At 53.9% G+C, this 22,745-nt stretch carries 19 protein-coding genes and 1 tRNA gene; 16 read left to right on the top strand and 4 right to left on the bottom strand.

Annotation, left to right across the window (positions count from 1 at the left end):
• Nucleotides 1-5: 5 nt before the first annotated feature.
• Nucleotides 6-1,991 (bottom strand): SDR family oxidoreductase, encoded by a 1,986-nt coding sequence (locus tag ACP86_RS17065; RefSeq protein ID WP_053114882.1) that lies wholly within the window; start codon nt 1,989-1,991, stop codon nt 6-8.
• Nucleotides 1,992-2,376: 385 nt separating this feature from the next.
• Between ACP86_RS17065 and ACP86_RS17060 the strand changes: the two genes are divergently transcribed.
• Together ACP86_RS17060 and ACP86_RS17055 are read left to right on the top strand one after the other, a co-directional pair.
• On the top strand, nt 2,377-2,676 hold the full coding sequence (locus ACP86_RS17060) for a hypothetical protein (RefSeq protein ID WP_008171428.1): 300 nt from the start codon (nt 2,377-2,379) through the stop codon (nt 2,674-2,676).
• Between the two features lie 64 nt (nt 2,677-2,740).
• Nucleotides 2,741-5,563: an insulinase family protein gene (locus ACP86_RS17055; protein WP_053114881.1), complete on the top strand. Its 2,823-nt coding sequence runs from the start codon at nt 2,741-2,743 to the stop codon at nt 5,561-5,563.
• 5 nt (nt 5,564-5,568) lie between these two features.
• On the opposite strand, the gene ACP86_RS17050 is transcribed toward ACP86_RS17055, so the two are convergent.
• Both ACP86_RS17050 and ACP86_RS17045 read right to left on the bottom strand, forming a co-directional pair.
• A complete protein-coding gene (locus tag ACP86_RS17050; RefSeq protein ID WP_053114880.1) occupies nt 5,569-6,201 on the bottom strand; it encodes a TIGR04282 family arsenosugar biosynthesis glycosyltransferase in 633 nt (210 codons plus the stop codon).
• Nucleotides 6,188-6,895 carry a TIGR04283 family arsenosugar biosynthesis glycosyltransferase gene (locus tag ACP86_RS17045; RefSeq protein ID WP_075267689.1) on the bottom strand — a complete coding sequence of 236 codons (708 nt, stop codon included), beginning with the start codon at nt 6,893-6,895 and terminating at the stop codon, nt 6,188-6,190. The genes ACP86_RS17050 and ACP86_RS17045 overlap by 14 nt, the downstream gene beginning before the upstream one ends.
• An 87-nt stretch (nt 6,896-6,982) precedes the next feature.
• Between ACP86_RS17045 and ACP86_RS17040 the strand changes: the two genes are divergently transcribed.
• Together ACP86_RS17040 and ACP86_RS17035 are read left to right on the top strand one after the other, a co-directional pair.
• Nucleotides 6,983-7,059: transfer RNA gene (locus tag ACP86_RS17040), tRNA-Arg, on the top strand.
• A 192-nt stretch (nt 7,060-7,251) separates the two neighbouring features.
• Nucleotides 7,252-8,478: a tyrosine-type recombinase/integrase gene (locus ACP86_RS17035; RefSeq protein WP_082220580.1), complete on the top strand. Its 1,227-nt coding sequence runs from the start codon at nt 7,252-7,254 to the stop codon at nt 8,476-8,478.
• Here the strand turns inward: ACP86_RS17035 and ACP86_RS17030 are convergent.
• The gene (locus tag ACP86_RS17030) at nt 8,448-9,224 is read right to left on the bottom strand and encodes a hypothetical protein (RefSeq protein ID WP_053114879.1); all 777 of its coding nucleotides are present in this window, start codon (nt 9,222-9,224) and stop codon (nt 8,448-8,450) included. The two genes, ACP86_RS17035 and ACP86_RS17030, sit on opposite strands and share 31 nt — an antisense overlap.
• A gap of 179 nt (nt 9,225-9,403) precedes the next feature.
• On the opposite strand from ACP86_RS17030, the gene ACP86_RS17025 reads away from it, so the two are divergent.
• The 12 genes from ACP86_RS17025 (at nt 9,404) to ptuB (ending at nt 22,740) form a co-directional block, all read left to right on the top strand.
• Nucleotides 9,404-10,720: a hypothetical protein gene (locus ACP86_RS17025; protein ID WP_144422725.1), complete on the top strand. Its 1,317-nt coding sequence runs from the start codon at nt 9,404-9,406 to the stop codon at nt 10,718-10,720.
• Between the two features lie 108 nt (nt 10,721-10,828).
• Nucleotides 10,829-11,305 (top strand): AlpA family phage regulatory protein, encoded by a 477-nt coding sequence (locus ACP86_RS22490; RefSeq protein WP_053114877.1) that lies wholly within the window; start codon nt 10,829-10,831, stop codon nt 11,303-11,305.
• 181 nt (nt 11,306-11,486) lie between these two features.
• Nucleotides 11,487-12,398, top strand: a complete 912-nt coding sequence (locus ACP86_RS17015) for a protein rep (protein ID WP_053114876.1) — start codon at nt 11,487-11,489, stop codon at nt 12,396-12,398.
• Nucleotides 12,399-12,575: 177 nt separating this feature from the next.
• Nucleotides 12,576-12,785 (top strand): helix-turn-helix transcriptional regulator, encoded by a 210-nt coding sequence (locus ACP86_RS17010; protein ID WP_053114875.1) that lies wholly within the window; start codon nt 12,576-12,578, stop codon nt 12,783-12,785.
• 742 nt (nt 12,786-13,527) lie between these two features.
• A complete protein-coding gene (locus ACP86_RS17000; RefSeq protein WP_053114873.1) occupies nt 13,528-14,202 on the top strand; it encodes a TerB family tellurite resistance protein in 675 nt (224 codons plus the stop codon).
• The gene (locus tag ACP86_RS16995) at nt 14,202-15,560 is read left to right on the top strand and encodes an IS1182 family transposase (RefSeq protein ID WP_053113251.1); all 1,359 of its coding nucleotides are present in this window, start codon (nt 14,202-14,204) and stop codon (nt 15,558-15,560) included. The genes ACP86_RS17000 and ACP86_RS16995 overlap by 1 nt, the downstream gene beginning before the upstream one ends.
• Before the next feature lie 44 nt (nt 15,561-15,604).
• Nucleotides 15,605-15,871, top strand: a complete 267-nt coding sequence (locus ACP86_RS22710; protein WP_082220579.1) for a J domain-containing protein — start codon at nt 15,605-15,607, stop codon at nt 15,869-15,871.
• Nucleotides 15,864-16,802 (top strand): hypothetical protein, encoded by a 939-nt coding sequence (locus tag ACP86_RS16990; RefSeq protein ID WP_053114872.1) that lies wholly within the window; start codon nt 15,864-15,866, stop codon nt 16,800-16,802. Before ACP86_RS22710 ends, ACP86_RS16990 begins: the two co-directional genes overlap by 8 nt.
• A gap of 166 nt (nt 16,803-16,968) precedes the next feature.
• A complete protein-coding gene (gene mads1 / locus ACP86_RS16985; protein WP_053115558.1) occupies nt 16,969-17,157 on the top strand; it encodes a methylation-associated defense system helix-turn-helix domain-containing protein MAD1 in 189 nt (62 codons plus the stop codon).
• A gap of 12 nt (nt 17,158-17,169) precedes the next feature.
• The gene (locus ACP86_RS16980; protein WP_053114871.1) at nt 17,170-20,742 is read left to right on the top strand and encodes a helicase-related protein; all 3,573 of its coding nucleotides are present in this window, start codon (nt 17,170-17,172) and stop codon (nt 20,740-20,742) included.
• The gene (locus ACP86_RS16975; RefSeq protein WP_053114870.1) at nt 20,739-22,103 is read left to right on the top strand and encodes an AAA family ATPase; all 1,365 of its coding nucleotides are present in this window, start codon (nt 20,739-20,741) and stop codon (nt 22,101-22,103) included. Before ACP86_RS16980 ends, ACP86_RS16975 begins: the two co-directional genes overlap by 4 nt.
• Nucleotide 22,104: 1 nt before the next feature.
• Entirely contained in the window at nt 22,105-22,740 is a 636-nt protein-coding gene (gene ptuB, locus ACP86_RS16970) for a retron Ec78 anti-phage system effector HNH endonuclease PtuB (protein WP_053114869.1), read from the top strand.
• The last annotated feature ends 5 nt before the right edge of the window (nt 22,741-22,745 follow it).

Below are 22,745 nucleotides of genomic sequence, written 5' to 3'. Positions count from 1 at the left end.
CTGCGTTACCAGTAGATGCCCCGCATGATGGCGGCGAAAGCCACCTGCTCGCTGGACACCTTCGGCTTCTCCCCGGAACGGCTACCAGCGGCGGCCGGTGAATCCGGGAACATCCGGTAACCGGTGTTCATGACGATCTCGGCCATCTTGGGCGCCAGGGCATGAAGCACTTGGGCAGAGATACCCAAACGGGTAGCGATTCGCTTCGGCCGGTAGACGATGGCATCAGCAACCATGGTTGCAGCCTCGTCCGGCGTTAGCGTGGGGACAGAATCGTAGATCTTTGTTGGCGCAATCATCGGCGTTTTCACCAGAGGCATGTTAATGGTGGTGAACGTGACATTGCGATCCGACCATTCCGAAGCGGCGCAGCGGCTGAAGGCATCCAGCGCGGATTTGGAAGCCACGTAAGCCGAGAACCTGGGAGCGTTGGTCAGCACACCGATGGACGAGATGTTGACCACGTGACCGCGGCGATTCTCCAGCATCTTGGGCGCAAAGCCCATGATCAGACGAACGGAACCAAAGTAGTTCAGTTGCATGGTGCGCTCGAAATCGTGGAAGCGGTCGAACGACAGATCCAGTGAACGGCGAATCGAGCGCCCGGCGTTGTTGACCAGCACGTCGACCTGGCCATGGTTATCCAACACGGTCTTCACGAACTCGTCGCAGGCATCCATATCGGAAAAATCGCAGGGATAGGCGTGTACGCTTGCGCCCCGGGACTCCAACTCTGCGGCCACTTCCTTCAGGCGCTCGAGTTTGCGGGCACCGATCACGAGGATCGCGCCGGCGTCTGCCAGTTTCTGGGCAGTTGCAAGACCAATACCGGACGTAGCACCGGTCACCACGCAGACGCGACCTTCAACCGTGCCCTTGAGCGTGCGGTCCTTGAACAGGTCCGGATCCAGATTGCGCTCCCAGTAATCCCAGATCACCGGCGCGTAGTCCGGCAGGCGGGGCACTTCAATGCCGGTGCCTTTCAGAACGCGCTCGGTTTCGCGGGCGTCAAAACGGGTCGGGTAATTGATGAACGACATCACGGATGGCGGAATGCCCATGTCATCAAGAATGGCCGACGTCAGACGCTTCACCGGTGGCAGGTTCTTCAAGCTCTGGCGAATGAATGGCGGAATAAAGCCGAACATGCGGGAATCGATCCGCATCCCCATCCGGGGTGCGTGACCAGCCTCGCTGAAGATGTTGAGAATTTCGCCAACCTTGTACGGATCGGTATCCACCAGGTGGAAGCACTTGCCGTCTTCACCCTCGAGATGAGCAATGTGATCCATGGCGTTAACCACGAAATCCACCGGCACAATGTTCAGACGCCCACCCTCGACACCAATGGTCGGAACCCACTGGGGCAGCGCGTGGCGGATTTTCTGGATCATTTTGAAGAAATAGTAGGGGCCATCCACCTTGTCCATTTCACCGGTAGCGGTATGCCCAATCACCATGCCCGGGCGGTAGATGCGGAAGGGAACCTTGCATTCCTCACGAACGACCTTTTCAGATTCGTGCTTGGTCCGCAGGTACGGATGATCCAGCTTCTCGGCTTCCTCGAACATGTCTTCGCGGAAGATTCCCTTGAACAGACCGGCAGCCGCAATGGAAGAAACGTGATGGAAGTGCTTGGCGCCCATCGCTTCCGCAGCATTCACCGCAGCGCGGGTGCCCTCGATATTGGTTGCCTGCTGGGCTTCTTCATCTGCGCCCATATCGTACACGGCGGCGAGGTGAAAGAAGTGGTCGATTTTCCCTTTCAGGGCTTTCATCGTCTTGGCGTCGATGCCCAGATTCTTGCTGGTCAGGTCGCCTATGAAGGCCTTCACCTGGGTTTCATCCGCGCCCCAGCGCTCACGCAATTTGTCCAGCTTGTCCTGGGATTGTTCACGTACCAGTACGTGGACAGTGCCACCACGTGCCAGAAGCTTCTCCACCAGGAAACGGCCAATAAATCCGGTGCCACCCGTCAGGAAATAATTCATCAATCTTCCACCCTGCCTGTTGCTCTGTTGTTGTCTATCCATGCCGGCACCCATACGACTAACGTCTTAGAGTTTTCCGGAAACGCCGGCATTGTACTTAATTGCAACCTTCATGTATCGAACTTTTTTAGAGCTTTTACTCTGTAAGCCTTTGTTTTGTATAGAGCTATTACTCTAAATTTTTGACCCGACAAGCGGGACATGCCTGTCCGGTTCGTCGACACAATGTTTTTGAGACTAGCACAGGAATTGCCCCGTGCATGCTCAATTTCCGGATTACCACAATGCAATGAAAGCGCCCGCCAGCAATGACATAATCGGGAACTTATCGCGCCTTTTGGCATCTCTTGTTTTCACAGGAACACCGACCTCCGGAACCCCTACTATGCAGAAAGACAATCCCAACGCGGAACGCTACATTTCGATTGCCCGGGCCTGCCTGAAGGCCATCAACGACACAGCCGATAACGCTGGTTCACGGGAAGAGAAAATTCAGGCGGTCTACGAGGCCATCGACAAGGCCTTCCAGGCCGAGTTCGCAGATTATCGCCAGTCCGTCGCCATCATGGCGACTGTTCTGGAGCGTATTGCCTCGGGCCAGCTGGACAGTGAGAAAGCCGCCGACCTGGCACGTAAAACACTTGACCAGCAGCCTGAAAGCACCCGCAACGCGCTGATGCACTGATTCGCAAACGTCTTCTCCGGATCCCAGAGGGCCTATGAACACACGTACCGTCAGGAAGAACTCCATGCAGAACCCGATCTCACGCCTGTTTTCCCTGCTCATACTTTTGCTGTTCAGCACCCTTGCTCTTTCTGCGCAGATTCCCGAGAAGAGCCCCAATGACGACAACCAGTACCGGTTTATCGAACTGGACAACGGCCTGAAGGTCATTCTGGTGTCTGATGAGGATGCAGACAAAGCGGCGGCCTCAATGAACGTTGCTGTTGGTAGCGGAGATGATCCGGCGGAGCGCGAAGGCCTCTCCCACTTCCTCGAGCACATGCTGTTCCTCGGGACCGAGAAATACCCCGATCCGGGCGAGTACCAGCAGTTCATCAAGAGCCACGGTGGCCAGCACAATGCCTTCACCGCGTTCCAGGACACGAACTACTTCTTCGATGTTCAGGCCGAATTTCTGGAACCGGCACTGGATCGGTTCGCCCAGCAATTTTCCGCGCCCCTATTTACCGCCGAACTGGTGGATCGTGAGCGCAACGCTGTGCACTCGGAGTTCAGCGCCAAACAGAAAGACGATGGTCGACGCTTCTATTCCGTCAAGAAGGCCGTTAGCAATCCGGATCACGCCTTCAGTCACTTTGCCGTCGGAAACCTGAGCACCCTTGAGAATACGGAAGCAAATCCCCTTCGGCCGGATCTGATCGAGTTCTGGAAGCAGCATTACTCCTCGAACATCATGAGCCTGGCGGTTTACGGGCCCCAAAGCCTGGACGAACTGGAATCCATGGTGCGAGGGCGGTTCGATGCCATTGAAAACCGCAACCTTGAGACCAAGCGTCACGTCGCCAGCCTGTACCGCTCAGATGAGCTGCCAGCCAAGGTCACAGCAGAAGCACTGAAGGACGTTCGAAGCCTGTCGCTCACGTTCCCTATTCCGTCCCAGGAAGCGAACTACCGCACCAAACCCGCCAGCTACGTGGCCAACCTGCTCGGCCACGAGGGCCCAGGCAGCCTGTTCGACGTTCTGAAACGGGCCGGTCTGGCGGAAAGCCTTTCCGCAGGTCTGGGCATGGATACCGGCGAGAACGCCACCCTCGAAATCAGCATTTCCCTGACACCGGAAGGACTGGCTCGCCATGAGGACATCCTGCCGCTGGTATTCGATTACATCGAGAAGATTCGCCAGAAAGGTATCAGCGAGCAGCGTTTCCTGGAAATGCAGAACCTGGCTCGCATCGATTTTCGATTCCGCGAACAGGGTAACCCCCTGCACGAAGCCATGCGCCTTTCTCGTTACCTCCAGGACTATCCCGCCGAAGACGTTTTGCGGGCGCCCTGGCTGGTTGAGCGCTTCGCGCCGGAACAGTACCGCGACATTCTGGACAGGCTGACGCCGGACAACCTCCTTACTTTTGTTCTGGCACCGGAGCCTGAACTTGAAAATCCGAACCGAACCGACTGGTACGAAGCGGCGTGGGCCCGAAAACCACTCGACCCGGCAACACTGAGGACCCAGTTCCTGCCAGAACTCGCTGCCCAGCTGCGCCTGCCGCCGGAGAATCCATTTGTGCCGGAAGATCTGGCGATGGTGCCCGGAAAAACCATGGCGCAGCCGACACAACTGGCAACCATCGAGGGAATGGATGTCTGGTTTGCCCGGGATACCCGGTTTGATACCCCGAAAGCCAACGTGTTTGTGGGCCTTCGTACGCCTGCCACCCGAGCGTCGGCACGCAGCTACGTGCTCACTCAGCTGCTGGTGGACGCTATCAATGCCAATCTGAACGCCTGGGCTTACTCCGCCAGTCTTGCGGGCCTGGATTACAGCGTCTATCCGCATCTCAGGGGTATCACGGTCCGGGTCGGCGGTTACGACGACAAACTCCATACCCTGATGAACCGGATTCTGCTCCAGGTGGCTGCACCGGAACTGACCGAACAACGTTTCGAGATCGCCCGGCAGCAGCTGATTGACGGCCTGCAGAACAAGGCCAAGGATCGCCCCGTCGAACAGACCTCTGAGTTTATCCAGACGTCCCTCATCGAAGGCGCCTGGCCCACCGACGCCAAGCTGAGAGCCGCCCGGGAAGTTAGCTTCGAGGAACTGCAGTCCTTCTCTGAAGCCCTGCTGTCACAGGTTGACCCGGTTATGATGGCGCACGGAAACCTTACCGAGGCCTCGACTCTTAACCTCGCGCGGCAAATTGACGCCATTGTTCTGGGCAACAGCGAGCTGGTCCGGGTAGCACGAAGCCAGGTGCGCCAGCTGCCAGATAATGAAACCCTCGTCTCCATCGACGTGGACCATCCAGACACGGGCTATACCCTCTACATGCAGGGAGACAACACCAGCTTTGAGGAACGGGCCCGATTCCGGCTGCTGGCCCAGATTATCAGCAGCCCGTTCTACGAAGAGATCCGAACCACCCGCCAGATGGGCTACATCGTTTACGCAACGCCTTTTGAAATGCTTGAAACACCGGCCCTGGGGTTTGTTGTGCAGTCACCTTCCGCTTCCCCGGCAGAGATTGACCAGGCTGTTCAGGAATTCTCCAACAGCTTTGAGGAAACCCTCTCCGCTTTGACAGCGGAACGCCTTGATCGGGAGAAACAGGCCGTTATCAGCAAGCTACTCGAGCGGGACCGGCAACTCGGCGAGATTTCCAGCCGCTACTGGCGTGAGATTGATCGGGGCATGGACACGTTTGATTCCCGCCAGCAGTTGGCCAACGCGATCAAGCAGGTCGGAAAACCACAATTGCTGGAAACCTTCAAAAAGGCCGTCCTGGAGCGCAAGCAGGCATTAGAAGTGGTTACAGGTGGGAATGGCCTGGAGGCAAACCAGGCGCTTGGCAGGCTCACCGAGCTGCCGCCGGTGCCCGCCAGCTAGAGTACTCAAAGAGTGCGCAGAAAGCGCGCCCAGTCTTCGGGCTCGTCGACATCCCAGCGGGGCTCCAGCAAACAATAGCTGAGCCCCGATGCTTTAAGGCGCTCACAGGTCTGGGTCAGAACCTCCGGCGTGCCCCAGGCAATGTCATCCAACATTCCCTCAGCCACTCGGGAGGCTCCAATCAGGACATAGCCGCCATCGTCTGAGGGCCCAAGCACAACGTCGTAGTCTTTCAGGAGCGCGACGGCGTTACGGGCGTAATCCGGATCGACCGAGGGGCAATCACTGCCCACCACCAATGCCCGGTCATAATCCTGAAGAGACAGACTCAACGCTCGATACATCCGTTGGCCCAGTGTGCTCCCCTCCTGAACGCCTTGCATCAGGCCGGCGGCATCAAGCTCTTCAATGATAGAGGCCGCCTCGCCGGGCCGGTCATCCACCGGTCTATCCCACCAGAATTCCACCGGATAGCCGGTCGCACACAGGTTATCCAGCACAGCCAGCGTGAGCCGAACATGGGCTTCGAGAGCCCCGACCGCACCCAACTCGGGCATCAACCGGGTTTTAACCCGTCTGGCTTCCGGCCATTTGGCAAACTGGAGAAAAACCGCCGCAGGCGGATTACTTTGAGGCATTGCGCACATCCGATCGGTAAATTTGGGCCAGGGACTCCGGCGATTCACCACGCCAATACCGCCAGCGCAGCTGCCACATCAGAAAAATCGTTCGCCAGGCACCGTATTTCTGCCAACGGCGGCTATCGGTAACGACTGGCTCTTTTATACAGAAAGGATGGGACACCAGGCAAAGACGGCGTGAGAATTCGACATCTTCCATGAGCGGCATCGGGTGAAAACCATCCAGGGCGTCGAAAACGTCCCGCCGTACGAAAATTGCCTGATCACCGGTGCAGATGCCTGACAGGCGCGAGCGCTGGTTCATGAACCAGGCAATAACCCGGAAAAGCAGCCGCTCACCACTCAGCCGCACATCGAACCGCCCCCAGGCGCGACGGGAATGGACGAAACTTGCGAGATGCTCCAGAGCTTCTTCCGGCAGGCGCGTATCTGCGTGCAGAAACAACAGTAGATCGCCCTTTGCAACTGCCGCGCCGGCGTTCATCTGAAGCGCCCGGCCCTTCTCTGACACAACCACCCTGTCGCAAAGTGGCCGGGCCAGCTCAACGGTTCGATCGGTACTGCCACCATCAACGACAACCACCTCATGCCCCCGGTTACGGATCGGTTGCAGGGCGCGCAGGGTGTCGGTTACACCTGCCGCTTCCATCCACACGGGAACAATCACGCTTAGCGAGAAAGGATCTGGCAAAACACACTCCGTGACATTCTCTGAAACCGGACCGAACCTTGAGCCTCAGGTCTTAGCCCGCTATCATACCGCCCTTCTCGCGATAATGCCCCCGTAGCTCATCTGGATAGAGCGTCCCCCTCCTAAGGGGAAGGTAGCAGGTTCGAGTCCTGCCGGGGGTACCAGTTGCCCTTCCGCATTGATCTACAAACAACCCCAACCTACTGTTTTAAGGGCTTTTTACTGAACATCAGCGTCCTTATCGATCTACAATATTCCGCCTGAGTCTACAGTTTTTGGGGGCACATCTGGGGTGCAAACTGAAACACACCCCGCTATAGTGGATTTTGTACCCCCAAGAAGAGCACAACCCTCGCATGCCAAAGCCTATCACCCCCCTAACTGACAAGAAGATCCAATCGGCAAAGTTCGAAAAATTCGGTAAACGCACCAAGCTCTCCGACGGAGCCGGACTGTATCTGGACATCCAACAATCCGGAAGGTATTGGCGGATGAAGTACCGATTTGATGGCAAGGAGAAAACGCTTGCACTTGGCGTCTACCCTGAGGTGTCGCTGAAACTGGCACGAGAGCGTCGCACCAAGGCCAGGGAGCAGATTGCCGATGGCATAGACCCAAACCAGGTCAAAAAGAAGCAAAAGGCGGCCTCAAAAGAGCAGGCTGACACCTTCAAGGCCGTCGCCGAGGACTGGCTCAAGCTGAAAAAAGGAGAACTTGCCGATAGCACGCTGAAAGTTGCGAAAAGAAGGCTCGAATCCTGGGCTTTCCCTAAGCTGGGCCACTTGCCGATCAAAGAAATCAAGCCGTTGACTGTCATGGAGGCCCTAAGGCCCATAGAGGAACAGGGCAAGCACGAGACCGCGCACCGAATCCGGCAACGCATCGGCGAGATTTTTCGTTTTGCAGTAGCGGCAGATCGTGCAGATATAGACCCCACAGCCACACTGAGAGGCCAACTCAAAACCACCCCAACTCGACACAGGTCTGCGATTACCAACCCGGATGAGTTAGGCAAGCTCCTGAAGGCAATCGATGCCTACGGAGGCCATGCGTCCACCATAGCCGCCTTGAAACTGGCACCGATGCTGTTCCTTCGGCCGGGCGAACTGCGAAACGCAGAATGGAACGAGATTGATCTAGACAAAGCTACTTGGGTCGTGCCAGGAAAGCGGATGAAAGGTACTCAGAAAGCCAAGAGAGCGGGACAGGTGCCAGATCACATCGTGCCCCTTTCGACACAGGCCGTCGAGATACTGAAAGAGCTCAAGGTCATCACCGGACATCAGGGCCTGGTTTTCGAATCCGTCAAACGGAAACGGCCACTATCAGAGAACACGATTAACGTGGCACTCAAATCGATGGGCTACGATGGTTCTGTCATGGTGGGCCATGGATTCCGGGCGACAGCTTCTACCCTACTCCACGAGCAAAACTGGCAACCCGAGGTAATTGAGCTTCAACTGGCACATAAACAGCGCAATCAGGTGGCTGCCGCTTACAATCGCTCAGCGAGGCTCGAGGAGAGGCGGGAGATGATGCAAGCCTGGTCAGATTACCTCTCCAAGCTAGCCAACAAGTCGTGATAGGGCCTTAGAAAGTGTGTTGCCTTTGATCGCCCTTGATAACTCAAAGGAGCCGGAGGCAGCGAGCCCTTCCGTCGAATAACCCATTGATTGAGCGCGCTCGCGTTCATCGCATCCGCGTAATCAGCGAGCAGCCGGGATATCAGATCCGTGTTGTTATCAACCGCCTCACCATATTCAAGAACCTCATTTTCAAGTTGCCCGAGTTCCTCGGCCCTGCGATTTAACTCTGCCTCCTGACGCCGTAACTCTTCCTCTCGTGCTTTCAGCTCTTTGCCTTTGCTCTCAGCCTCCTTCAGCTGCTGGCCCACTTTCTCCAGTCGTTTTTCCAACTGCTTTTGACTCATTTCCAACCAGGCAGTTGTCCTCCGTTCTTGATGATAATCAGAAACGAGCGTTTCGATGATTTGATACGCTGGCCTACCTTGATCCCGCTTCAAATACTTGAGCTTGGGGCCAACAGACTCACTCATGATGAACGAGTACGATTTCGTCCGCCCCTTCTTGTCATCACGTGTCTTCTTCTGAGTCCAAGCCCTCTTCATTTTACGAAGGTCATCTTCGTTATCACGAACCTCTTGGGCATCACGAATATGACTCACTAAGTAGTCATATTTCGACTCGTCAAGGCGCCTGCCACGAAGGAACCAACCTTTCTTCCCAAGGTATATAATTGCCCAGTCCTGCTGGTCCACGTTGTTCTTTCCCAACCAACTGACAGCTCTTTTTCTCCAGTCTTCTTGCATAACCACCTCCGATAAATTTTAGACAATTTACCTATCTCGTAGCTTAGTTATTTATGTTTTATGCATCTTTCTTGCCTGTGACTTAGTGGTACGCCTTAGTTTTACCACTAAGGCGTACCACTAAGAAATAGACGCAGACTTATTCGCGATATTACAGTGGTATTTTTGACACTTTATTAATGGACAGTGACGGTCAGGCATACTATTTTGGTCGCATGCTGATTGCTAACTTTTTATCCGATCTCTCCGGCCTATCACCGCAAGCGCGATATGCGTTGATGAAGCTGTGGCTGGAAAACGGCCACTCGCTTCCTGTGCAAATGAGCGTTGAAAATTGCGCTAGTCATATGGCAATACCACGGGCTAGAGCCGGTAAGGTGATTAACGAGCTAATCGACACAGGCCATATTGAACCCGATTACCGTATCGGTCAGAGGGGACGACCAAAACGATTTATCAACATCTCGGCAGCGACCACGGAGATGTTGCGCAACCTGACACCTACGCATCCTGGGGGCGTTCTTCACCTGGAATCCGTTCACAGTCTCCTAGCCCATCGAACATCCGATGCCGACGCAGATTCCTCATCGCTTTCTCCTGCCAACATTGTTTTTCTGATAGCCCTCTTGAGTTGCGCCAATGAATGCGGCGCAGTAAACGGCCTCGGAACCAGCAAACTTATTACCTACACCGGGATGACTGCCCAGAGGATCAACCTCCAAGTCAAAAAGATGAGAAAGCTCGGAATTATACTTTTTTCAGTGCCGGGCATGACAGGCGCACGAATTTTGGGGAAAACAACCACCACTTACTGGCTCGACCTGACCCACCCCCTGTTTATATTGCCCACTGGTTCAAAGCTTGTGAAAAAAATGTTCGTGAACCTGGGCTCTGGCGCTAAAGCTAATGCGATGTTTGATATCACCCACCAAATGACGGGCATCCAGCGTAAGCACTGGAAAACCTTAAAAAAGTCATTAAACAATCAACAGGCGTTCGATCTGGCGATAACAAAATTAGATGTTCAAGTGATAGCCCAAATCCCGAGCTTTGACATTTCGTCGGTCGAATGCTTCTTCAGAGAGGCTGCTAACTTCAATTTGCGGCTATCATTCCAGTTGGTAGTGGATAGGGTAGCCCGCAGCATTGCCCTTGCGCGGATCAGAACCTCATCGAATAGTAACCAAATCGCTCCCACCTTCAGCATGCTCAGGACGCTTTATAGAGAATTGCTGCCCAGACGCTTCCTGTCTCCCGGCTCAGAGACCGCCCCATCCAAGAAGAGCAGACGAATGCTGGTCAGGGTAGTACTTGAAATCGCGAACACTTTGGCAACGGAGATCGCTGCCGAACTGCGCGGTAACAGGTTCAAGCTTTCCTCAGTCACCTCATTTGAGCTGGCACCCATATCAAAGGTCTCAACCGATCGACTCCTAGTGGTCGCACTGAACGCGCCAGACCCTCCAAGCACCGAGAAGGAAAAAACAGCTGACTAAACCGACTTCGCTCTGCAATGGCAACGAGTCCGCGGTAGCCCATCACCGTCTATTAAGTTCTACAGGGTTCTACGAATGGTTTGAACGTAACCGTCCGGAGAACCACCCATGCAAATTTTACGGCTCAGAGACGTAATTCAAACAACAGGCCTCGGCCGCTCATCCCTGTATAAGTTTTCACGCCTTGGAAAATTCCCGTCCGCCACCACTCTCGGTGGCATGTCAGTTGGCTGGAACGCGACCGCGATAAATCGGTGGATTGCCCAACGCATCCGCGACCGCGATCAAGTGCCCTCCTGCTCAAACCACGTTACCCCCTGGGCAGTCACCATTACTGAGGATGATACAACCGAATCGGACCTCAGGGTTCTGCGAATCAGAAACGTCATGGCGCTGACAGGGTTGGCCAGGTCCACCGTGTACAAGTACATCGATGAGAAGAATTTCCCACACCCTGTTCCGCTGGCCGGGTCAGCCGTCGGTTGGATTCTGGCAGAAGTGAAACATTGGTTGGCGCAGTGCGCAGGTTCTGCGACCGACGACCAAGCGCCTGGAAGCCCTGACACACTGCCAAAAGCTGCATAACGCCCTCCTGTATTTAAATTAATAGACAACTTCTCTCGATCAAGAACCACCCCCTCAATACCTCCTGCATTAAGAAAATCCGAGGCAACTCTCGGCAAACTGGTCCAGTTCTGGGCCGCTCTCTGGCTGTTCGGCAAATAAATCCGAACATCCCAAAACCATTCAATTGGAGACTCGCAACATGAACAATGATCATCATGAAGGGACTACTCTGGAATACCTGAGCCAGCTAAAACTATCAGCTCAGGAAGTCGCCGGACACTTCTTAGCCGACAGCAACACACTGCGCGATGGCATGCGCATCCTCGAATGCGCCAATCGCCTGCAAACGTATTCGGACGAAGCCTACGGTACTTTTTTCGACACTTGGTACTGCAAGCATCGTAGTTGCCCAATTTGCCAATGGCGGAAATCCTTGAGGTACTGCAGTAAGGTTCACCGGACCTTAGACCAGAACCCGTCGCTTCTGCAGGACAAGTGGATTTTTCTGACATTGACCGTCCGTAACTGTGAGGTTGACGACGTCCGGACATCCATCGAGCACATGAATCAGGCTTTCCGGCGATTAATGAACCGGGAGTTTTGGAAACGGCATGTTCATGGTGGCATCCGGTTTGTGGAGGTAACCGAAAGCTTCTTTGGTAACGGCAGGCTCAATACCATGTCTGCCCACCCCCACTTTCACTGCCTCCTCAAGGTCAGTCCGTCGATGCATGCAGGAGTAAACTATGTGTCTGAAATGCAATGGGCAGAGGAGTGGCAACAAGCACTGCAGGCTCACTACCTGCCGATCGTCAACATTCGACGAATGGCTGGCGAGGGGCGGGATCTTAGAAACAAGATTGTCAGCGCTACTCGGTATTCAATGAAGCCGAGAGTGAATACACATGCTAGGTCTTGGTTTTTGGAGGCAGCGAGACAAATGCGAGGGCTGAGGCTAGTTGAGCCCTTCGGCGACATACGGGCACTTTTCACCGATCTGGACGATGAAGCATTGTCTGGCTCAGCTGAAGGCCACGATCAAATAAGACAAAACCATAGCCCTTCGGTCCACTTCTGGGATGATTCAAGCGGAAGTTACAGTCCATACTGATCCGTGAGGATCGAAATATAGTGCCCATGACCCCCTCGTACTTCCATGGGCACCAGTAGATGTAAACTTGGGAGCCAGGTCGATGACTCGGTGCTTCTACCTGGCTCCTCGTTCACTCACAACACGCAATTAACCTGCCTTCGGAGAGATCTTATGACGAACTGATGGAGTGCAGATATGAGAGTAATCAGATTAGCGGAAGTCAAAGACAAGACCGGCTTGGCAAAATCAACAATTTACAAATACGTGGATATGGGAATCTTCCCGAGGCCCATATATCTCGGGGGAAGATCGGTAGGGTGGATAGATTCCGAGATACATGCGTGGCTGCAGGAAAAGCAGGTCGAACGCGACATGACCCATGGTGCATCAAAAGGCTGGCTCTAACTTTCCCCCATAAACTATGTGGACAAGTATGGCCGTCTGCGGACTCCAAAAGTAGGTCAGAACCTGCTGTCATAGCTCCGCAATTTCACCGCAGAAAAAACAACTAAACGGAACCGTACTCTTCGGGTGTGCCCGTTTCGAGATGTCGGAGAAATGTGTGTCTGTCGACAGACTCATTGAAAGTGAATGTCACGCGGTCTCCTGACTGGGCAGTATGATCAATAGGGAGGCAATAATTGTCACGAAAGATCTGTTCCAATTTTTTCACAATGGCAGTGGAGACAGTCATTGTAATCGGGACAGTTGACACGTCATAGCTGATCAGTGGACCGTACTGACTCATCTAAATCTCCTGGCAGTTGATGGATAAAATGCTCCAGTTGAAGCCAGGAAAAGATATCATCTTTAAGCATTCAAATCCTTCTGCATACACCGAAGTACGGCAAATTGCGATGACGGCCTTTCAGCAGCAAAAAAATTATGGTTTGGGAAGCCAGTTCATTAGCACGAGCTGGCATGCCCGGTGGCAAGTCGAGTGATTAGCGGGTGGTTCCGTCTGCACATCTGGCAAAACGGCAGTACCATGATCAGGTCCAACTGGATAATGACTGAATGAATGCCATACTTCGTATGCGATTCACCCCACCGTAATGCGTGCTGACGACTCGTCAGAGTTCTTTCATGAACGGAAGCGGCTTCTGATGGGATTGATTGAACAAGCCATGGGTAAGAGGTCTCTGCAGTGACGGACCAATCTTTTACAGAATTTGAGCAGCTGTTTCTCAAAAGCAACAATCAGCTGGGAACCTCAATTCTGTTGATACTTGCTTGGATCGCGGCAAGCGACGGCAACGTTGATAAAACAGAAGCAAAACAACTTTCCGAGATTTCAGCAGCTGCTAAACATGGAATTTCAATCCAACAGCTCATCCGCATCGCTGAGAATCACGACCTCGCCGCAATTCACTTGGCCTGCGACATTGTTTCATCACATTTCAAAGGGGAAAAAGCTCATCTGTTCATGGAAATGGCGATCGGCATCTCCATTGCAGATGGGCTACTGCTTCCTTCAGAAAACCACATTCTCAGATTTCTTGCAGACCTCCTCGGTGTTAACCGATCGGGATTAAATGAAACCTTTGTCAATATGACCGGTCGGGAGATCCCCACTCCATCAGATGTCAGTTCCGCAAGATATTGGCAGGACCGTGAGAGAGCTCGAGAAGACTCGTCACAGCAATCAAAGGGATCTGATAGCACCAACAATCACCATGAACAACCCAGACACTCAAGCAAAGCAATCGCAGCGTACGCCACTCTCGGGTTAGAACCCGGTGCTAGCAGCCTGTCGGACTTAACCAAGCAGTATCGACATGAGATAATCGGGGCAACACGGGCCACAACCGGAATTCACTGATGGGACATTTCGTAATAGCTGACCGGGACACCGACTTCCTGCTTCCACCGTCTGTTCAAGACTGGTTGCCTGAAGACCATCTGGCCCGTTTTGTCGTCGAGGTCGTTGATCAGCTCGATCTGTCTGAGCTAACGCGGCAGTATGCCGGGCGCGGCTCACGGGCCCATCATCCTGCCGTATTGCTCAGCTTGTTGATTTATGGATACGCGACCGGCGTTTTCTCCAGCCGCAAGATTGAGCGCGCTACCCACGACTCGATTGCGTTCCGTTACCTGGCGGCCAACACGCATCCGGATCACGACACGATCGCCACCTTCCGCCGTCGCTTTCTTCCTCAGGTTGAGGCTCTGTTCGTGCAGGTCCTGCTGCTGGCGCGGGAAATGAATCTGGTGAAGCTGGGGCGGATCGCCCTGGATGGTACCAAGGTAAAAGCGAACGCCAGTAAGCACAAAGCGCTGTCCTATGCCCACGCAAATAAGATTGAGGCGCAGCTCAAGGCGGAAGTGAACGCACTCGCCGCTCAGGCGGAGGCCGCAGATCAGGCACCAGTACTTGAGGGTATGGATATCCCCGCCGAAATCGCCCGGCGTGAAGCCCGATTGGAAGCGCTGGCAGACGCCAAGCGGGCCATAGAGGCGCGAGCACAAGAACGCTTTGATCAGGAGCAGGCCGACTACCAGCAAAAACAGGCCAAACGGCAGGCCCAGAGGGACGCCGGAAAAAAGCCCCGGGGCCGGGCACCTAAACCACCGCAGCCCGGCCCTCGGGATACCGATCAAGTGAACCTGAGCGATGACGAATCGCGCATCATGCCCGTCTCCGGCGGGGGCTTTGAGCAGTGTTATAACGCTCAGGCCGGAGTGGATACCGAGACGATGCTGGTTGTCAGTACCCACATGACCCAGGCGACAAACGACAAACAGCAGATTACTCCAGCCCTGACCCAGATAGGTGCGTTGCCGCAGGCCCTGGGCACCGTCACTGATCTGCTGGCCGACACGGGCTACTTCAGTAAAACCAATGTTCAGGCGTGCCGGGAAAATAACATCCAGCCGTCACTGGCGGTGGCCCGCGATCAACACCATCTGTCCGTATTTGATCGATTCGCAGCCGATGAACCAGCGCCTGTCACGAACGACCCGGTGGTGCAGATGAAACACCGGCTCACTACCCAATCTGGGCGAGCGCTGTACGCCTTGCGAAAACAAACAGTGGAGCCCGTGTTCGGAATTATCAAGCAGGTGATGGGCCTGAGGCAGTTCTCGATGAGGGGGCTGAAGAAGGTTGCAGGCGAATGGACGTTAGCCACGCTGGCATGGAACGTAAAGCGTATGAGCGTGTTGAAAATGGCGGTGTGAGGGCCTTTTGCCGCCATTTTAAGGCCTTTCATGGTGTACTTTAGGTGCCATTGAGGCCAATCTGTGCACCCCGATGGCCACTTGCGGTGAAAGTCGGGAGCCAAGCGAACAAGATCACTTTAAACGCTGTCTGTCAGGTGCAAGTCCGACAGGCTGCTAGCAAAGAAGAAATTAAACAGTCATACCGCAGGCTTGCCCAGATTCACCATCCGGATCGATTTTCATCTCTAGGCGAGGAGTCTGTCGCCGCAGCATCCCAGACGTTTGTTCGAATTCGTGAAGCTTACGACTACCTGGTGAAATATGCGTGACCTATACCGCCGGCTCGGAGTCAGCCCGAAAGCGTCGCTTCAAGAGATTCAAAAAGCCGTTCAATCCTGCAGTGATGCCAGGCTTAAGGAAGATGCAACCGAAGTGCTGCTCAGCGAAGGCCGGAGGAAAACGTATGACCAAGTGCATACCGCGCTGAGCGACATCGGAGCACTTAGAGCCAAACTGGGACTTACTCATGGGGACAATTGGCAGGGGTTGCAGTCTCAGGACTTTGAAAAGGGAAGCTGGACTCCAACATCCGCCAGCCAAGCTTTCGAGAAAAAAATAAAACGACACAACGCTAAGGCATCCGCCAAATCTCTGCTTCGGTCTGTCGTTGAATTCGTTAGCCCATTTATTGTAATCGGCCTCGTGGTAGGCGGTTTTATCTACTACAAGTCCGCGAACAACGCTTCTACCTCAACTCCCACTCCGCCATCGAGTACGACTTATCAGCAACCTGTCGCTGGCAACGGAACATCTAGCTCCGGTACTCAGTCTGCAAATGAGTTTCTAGACGAGCCCGCTTTCAGTGAACCAAAACTCGCTCTTCCTGAGACCGGGACTATTGACCGCTACACAAACGAATCCGGTGAAGCCCCGCTGCAGATCAAGACAAGTTCAGGAGCAAATTACCTGGTCAGATTGGAGAACATATCCACTGGAAGGAATGTCCTCGATGTTTTTGTGCGCGGTGGGACGACCGTTGATCTCGAGGTACCCCTCGGGACTTACCAACTGAAATATGCCTCAGGTCAAAACTGGTATGGCACGGAGCACCTCTTTGGTCCTGAAACAGCGTACAACAAAGCAGATACACCTTTCCGGTTCTACATCCAGGGCCAACAAATAAGCGGCTATACCGTTACGTTGTACAGGGTAAGCGACGGGAACCTCAGAACCAGCAAGCTACCTCCTGACCAATTCTGAAAACTATCATTAGTTGCTGAATTTATAGCCACTGCCTCACCCCACATTTCCGTGACTAGAAGGGAACACCTCTGACATAATCCGGTGAAAGCCGATCAAAACCGGCAAAACCTGAAGTTCCACGCACACACTCGGACCCGAAACCATGAAAACCCAGGACAACAACATGGTCGATATGGCAGATCGGTGGCTCTCGATCAGCGAGATATCCCAGTATCTGGGCGTTTCCAACGACACTGTGTACAAGTGGATAGAGCACAAAGAGCTTCCAGCCCACAAAATTGGCCGACTCTGGAAGTTCAAGAAGGATGAGGTCGACGAATGGGTCCGCTCTGGTAAGGCTGCCGAAAAGTAGGGAAACAGCAACATGCTCAAATTGGAAGATATAAAAAAAGACGCGCAAGTTCGTGGCATCCAGGGCGATGAAGTTGTCCGTGTCGTACAGACAGAGCAAGTGGGCGAGCACGCTCTCACGGTTTATTACAAAGACAGCCAGGGTCGCCTTAACGAGCAAATGCTGTTTCGTTCTGATGAATCGCGCCTGGAACTGGCTGAGACTGGTCGCCCGTGGGCATTTGATGCGCCAGGTGCGGACTTCAAGCTTGGCCTTGAAGCCTACCGTATAACTCAGGCCGCGCTGTTTGACCCCATGATGGCGGTGCACACCTCAAACGTAGAGCCCCTGCCCCACCAGATATCGGCAGTCTATGAAGCCATGCTGCCCCGGCAACCGTTGCGATTTGTGCTGGCCGATGACCCCGGCTCCGGTAAAACCATTATGGCTGGCCTGCTGATCCGGGAACTGCTAATGCGCGCGGATGCCAAGCGCATCCTCATTGTTTCGCCAGGTGGCCTCACCGATCAGTGGCAGGATGAATTGCTGGAAAAGTTTGGCGTTCAGTTCGAAATATTCAGCCGTGAAAAGCAGGAACAGTGCGCCTCCGGTAATTTTTTCGACGAAGCCAACCAGCTTATCTGCCGCCTGGACCAACTTTCCCGCAACGAAGATTACCAGGAGAAACTCAAAAACACTGAGTGGGACCTGATCATCGTTGACGAAGCTCACAAGCTTTCAGCCAACTACTTTGGCAACAAGGTCAACAAAACCAAGCGCTTCCAGCTCGGCGAGTTATTGGGCTCAATCACCCGTCATTTCCTGCTAATGACCGCTACACCACACAACGGGAAGGAAGAGGATTTTCAGATCTGGCTCTCCCTGCTGGACGGTGACCGTTTTTATGGCAAGTTCCGCGAGGGGGCTCACAAGGTTGACGTCTCCGACATGATGCGTCGCATGGTCAAGGAAGAACTACTCAAATTTGATGGTACGCCACTGTTCCCCGAGCGCCGCGCCTACACGGCAAATTATGGCCTCTCAGACGCTGAAGCAGCCCTTTATGCAGAAGTGACAGACTACGTCCGCAACGAGATGAATCGGGCGGACAACCTCGATGGGAAGCGTAAAGGTACAGTCGGTTTCGCGCTGACCATGTTGCAGCGCCGTCTAGCCTCAAGCCCAGAGGCCATTTATCAATCTCTCAAACGTCGGCGAAAGCGCCTTGAGTCTCGCCTGGATGAAATGAAGCTAGTAGCCCGGGGCGAAGGGATTAAGAAGTCCGGACAGAATGGTGTCGCGGAAACACTGGGCGAATACCAAGTCACGAAACAGGTTGATGTGCCCGAAAACATCGATGAGATGGACGAAGAGCTGAGTGCCGAAGAGTATGAGATGGTCGTCGATCAGGTGGTTGACCAAGCCACAGCCGCTGAAACCATCCCAGAGCTGGAAGCCGAAATCCTGATTCTTAAAGACCTGGAATACCAGGCAATGACGGTTGTTCAATCTGGCAACGACAAAAAATGGGAAGAGCTCTCTCACCTACTGCAAGACCGGCCCGAAATGTATACCGCCGGTGGCAGCCGCCGCAAGCTGATCATCTTCACCGAACACAAAGACACCCTAAACTACCTGGTCCATCGCATCAGTGGTCTCTTGGGCGACCAGAATGCTGTGATCACCATTCACGGTGGCACCAACCGTGACGCTCGACGCAGAGCACAGGAAGAATTCAGAAACGATCCGGATGTACTGGTGCTGGTCGCAACGGATGCTGCAGGCGAAGGTGTAAACCTGCAGAACGCCAGCCTGATGGTTAATTACGACTTGCCATGGAACCCAAACCGACTCGAACAGCGTTTTGGCCGTATTCACCGCATCGGTCAAACCGAGGTCTGTCACCTTTGGAATCTCGTCGCCAACGAAACCCGGGAGGGCGATGTATTCCAGAAACTGTTCGACAAGCTGGAAACCGAAAAGCAGGCACTAGGCGGCAAGGTCTTCGATATTCTCGGCGAGGCATTCGAGAACAAATCGCTGAAAGATCTGCTCATTGAGGCCATTCGTTACGGCGAATCACCAGAGGTCAAAGACAAGCTGAACCAGGTGATAGACGGTGCCCTGGATACCGATCACCTCAAGGAGATTCTGCGCCGCAATGCCCTCGTTGAGCAGCACATGTCGCTTGATGACTTATACGCTGTGAAGGAAGAAATGGAAAAGGCCGAAGCGCGCAAGCTTCAGCCCTACTTTATCCGTGCCTTCTTTACCGAAGCTTTCCAGATACTCACGGGAGAGATGCGTCCTCGGGAAGCCGGGCGTTATGAAGTACGCCATGTGCCAGCAGCCATTCGCGAGCGAGATCGCATTATCGGTGAGAGTCGCACCCCGGTTTTGAAAAAGTACGAGCGTATCTGCTTTGAGAAGCAGATGGTTCGAGTTACCGGAAAACCCATGGCCGATCTAATTCACCCCGGCCATCCACTGATGCATGCAGCAACTGACTTAGTGCTTGAGGCTCACCGCAGCAAACTCAAGCAGGGTGCCGTGTTGGTAGATCCGAATGACGACGGTATTGAGCCGAAGATTCTATTCATGGTCGACCACACAATTCGCGAAGGCATCAATGATGGTGGCGACAAAGACAGCGGAAAATCCACTATCGCCTCTCGTCGCTTGCAGTTTGTGGAGATTGATCAGCACGGCGAGACTTTCCATGCCGGGTGGGCACCTCATCTTGATTTGCAGCCCATCGATACATCTGACCACAAGCTGGTTCAGGACATCCTGAATGCCCCGTGGATCACCGGAAACCTTGAAGGCCTGGCGCTTAGTCATGCTTCCCAACATCTGGTCCCAGAGCACTACCAGGAAGTTAAAACCCGCCGAGAACGACAGGCAGACAAAGTACTAACGGCAGTCAACGAGCGGCTAGTGAAGGAGATCAGCTACTGGTCTGACCGGTACATCAAACTCACCGACGATATGGCCGCAGGCAAACAGCCCCGGATGCAACCAGAGATGGCACGTCGAAGAGTCGATGAGCTGACCGAGCGATTGAACCAGCGCAAAAGAGAATTGGCAGCCATGAAAAACGTCGTCTCCAGCACACCTGTTGTGATTGGTGGAGCCTTGGTGATTCCGCAAGGACTGCTATCGATGAGAAAAGGCGAAACCACCTTTACTGCGGATGCTCAGGCTCGCGCCCGCATTGAGCAGGTTGCCATGACTGCGGTTATCGACAACGAGCGGGCTCGCGGGCACTCAGTGAAGGATGTCTCTGCTGAAAAGTGCGGCTGGGACGTGACGGCGAGGCCGCCGGCAAACTCTGATGGCTCATTGCCACCTGACCGGCATATCGAGATCAAAGGCCGCGCCAAGGGCCAGGACACCATCACCGTTAGCCGCAACGAGATTCTTTACGCGCTCAATCAGGCCGAAAAGTTCTGGCTCGCCATTGTGGTTGTCGACGGTGATCAGTATGAAGGCCCCTACTACGTGCGAAACCCTTTCACAGTAGAGCCAGATTTTGGCGTCCCATCCGTCAATTATGAATTGAAATACCTGCTATCCAAAGCAGAGCCCAAGGAGCTAACCCCATGAAGCTCGAAACTTTACAACTCACTAACTTTCGACGCTTCAAGCACCTGGAAATCAGTTTCCATAAAAACTTGACAGTGTTGGCGGCGCGAAACGGACAAGGCAAAACGTCAGTGCTTGATGCCGCAACTATTGCGCTGGGCACTTTCGTAGGTGCTTTCGATTTGGGTAAGGCCAAACATATTGAACAGAGAGACGCCCGCTACAAGCGCGAGAAAAACAAGCCAGAGAGTGAGCAACAGTTCCCTGTTGAAGTGAAAGCATCGCTTTCGGGTCTTAAGAACCCCGTGCTGCGGAAACTCAGCGGCGCTAAAAACAAGACCACGACAAAGGATGCGGTTGAACTCGCGGCACTTGGCAAGAAGATGATGACTCAAGTGCGAAACCTTGAGCCAGTTGCTCTGCCCCTGCTCGCTTATTATGGCTCTGGACGGTTGTGGAACGTACACAAAAACGTGACCCGCAAGTCAGTGCTCAGCGAGAGCCGTACCATGGGCTATGAGGACTGCTTCAGCTCTGCTTCCAGCTTTACTCAGGTTCAGCAATGGATGACCAAAGCCACCTTTGCAGCACTGCAACAGAAAAGCATGCAGGCCTACGAAGGTTACAACATCGCTGACCAAATCGAGGGCATTCAAGAGACGGTAAATACCGTGCTTAGCATCGAGGGTTGGAGTGGATTCCACTACAGCGTCCACCATGAAGAACTCGCTATGACTCACGAGGAACTGGGCGTACTACCGGTTTCTCTGCTCAGTGACGGCGTTCGCGCCATGGTCTCTCTGGTAGCAGACATGGCCTGGCGTTGCGCCAAACTGAACCCCCAGATGGGCGCAGATGCTCCCATGAAAACAGAAGGCATCGCTTTCATCGACGAAGTCGACATGCACCTACACCCCAAATGGCAGCAAACTGTGATTGGTTCTCTCCGCGCTGCCTTTCCGCGAGTGCAATTCATCGTCACTTCTCACAGCCCCCAGGTGCTGTCCACAGTGAACTCTGAATCCATCCGACTCATTCGTAGTGAGCAGGACCCTGAAACCGGAGAGATTCAATCAGACGCGACAATACCAACCATGCAGAGCCGTGGCGTCGCCAGCAACGAAGTAATGGCTGAGCTGCAAGGGATTGACCCCATACCTGGCGTTGAAGAGGCTCAGTGGCTCAAAGACTACAAAGTACTTATAACGTCAAGCCAGAGTTCGCCTGAAAACGAGAACACTAAGCAGAAACTCAAGGCCAAGATTCTCGATCATTTTGGTGAGCAGCACCCCGAATGGCTGGAGTGTCAGCGTCTTGAACGTTTGCAGCAAATGAAAACCAAGCTGAGAGGGAAAACCTCCGCTGGTGGGTCAAAGGACTGATATGCACCAACTCGACAGACCACCAGCACCAGATTGCCTCAGCAATTATCAGCATGGCCGCGATAACTGGGGCTGCGTTACGCCTGCAGCTAAAACCGAAATCTGGGCCAGCCTAAATGTGATGCAAGGTAACCGTTGCGCCTACTGCGAATGTCATATTCGTACCGAGCCCAACAGCCACCACGCCCATATCGAACATTTTCGGCAAAGAAGCCGCCATCCCCAGGGAACATTTGACTGGAACAACCTGTTTGGATCCTGTAACCGCCCAGACAGCTGCGGCAAACACAAGGATGGGCAGGCTTATCAGCCTCAAGATCTCATCAAGGCCGACCAGGAAGACCCAGAATACTACCTGCGCTTTTTATCAGACGGCCAGGTTGCGCCTGCAGACAACTTAACGGAACAAGAACGACACAGAGCCGAGGAAACAATCCGGATATTCAATCTAAACGGGTCTCTACGCCAAATTCGAGAAACCTACGTGATGGGATACCGGCATACCGCCGAAGAATTTTTGGCCCTTGCGGATGAATTTGACGAAGACGAGTGGCGCCCGTTACTGCAGCAGGAGCTACAAGACATTGCTGGACAACCCTTTGAAACCGCCATTCGCCACGTTCTAAAGATTGATTAAGAGAG

The organism is Marinobacter sp. CP1 (assembly GCF_001266795.1).
GTDB lineage: Bacteria > Pseudomonadota > Gammaproteobacteria > Pseudomonadales > Oleiphilaceae > Marinobacter > Marinobacter flavimaris.
Note: the sequence above shows the minus strand (reverse complement) of the source record. Positions and strands in the feature narration are given on the sequence as shown.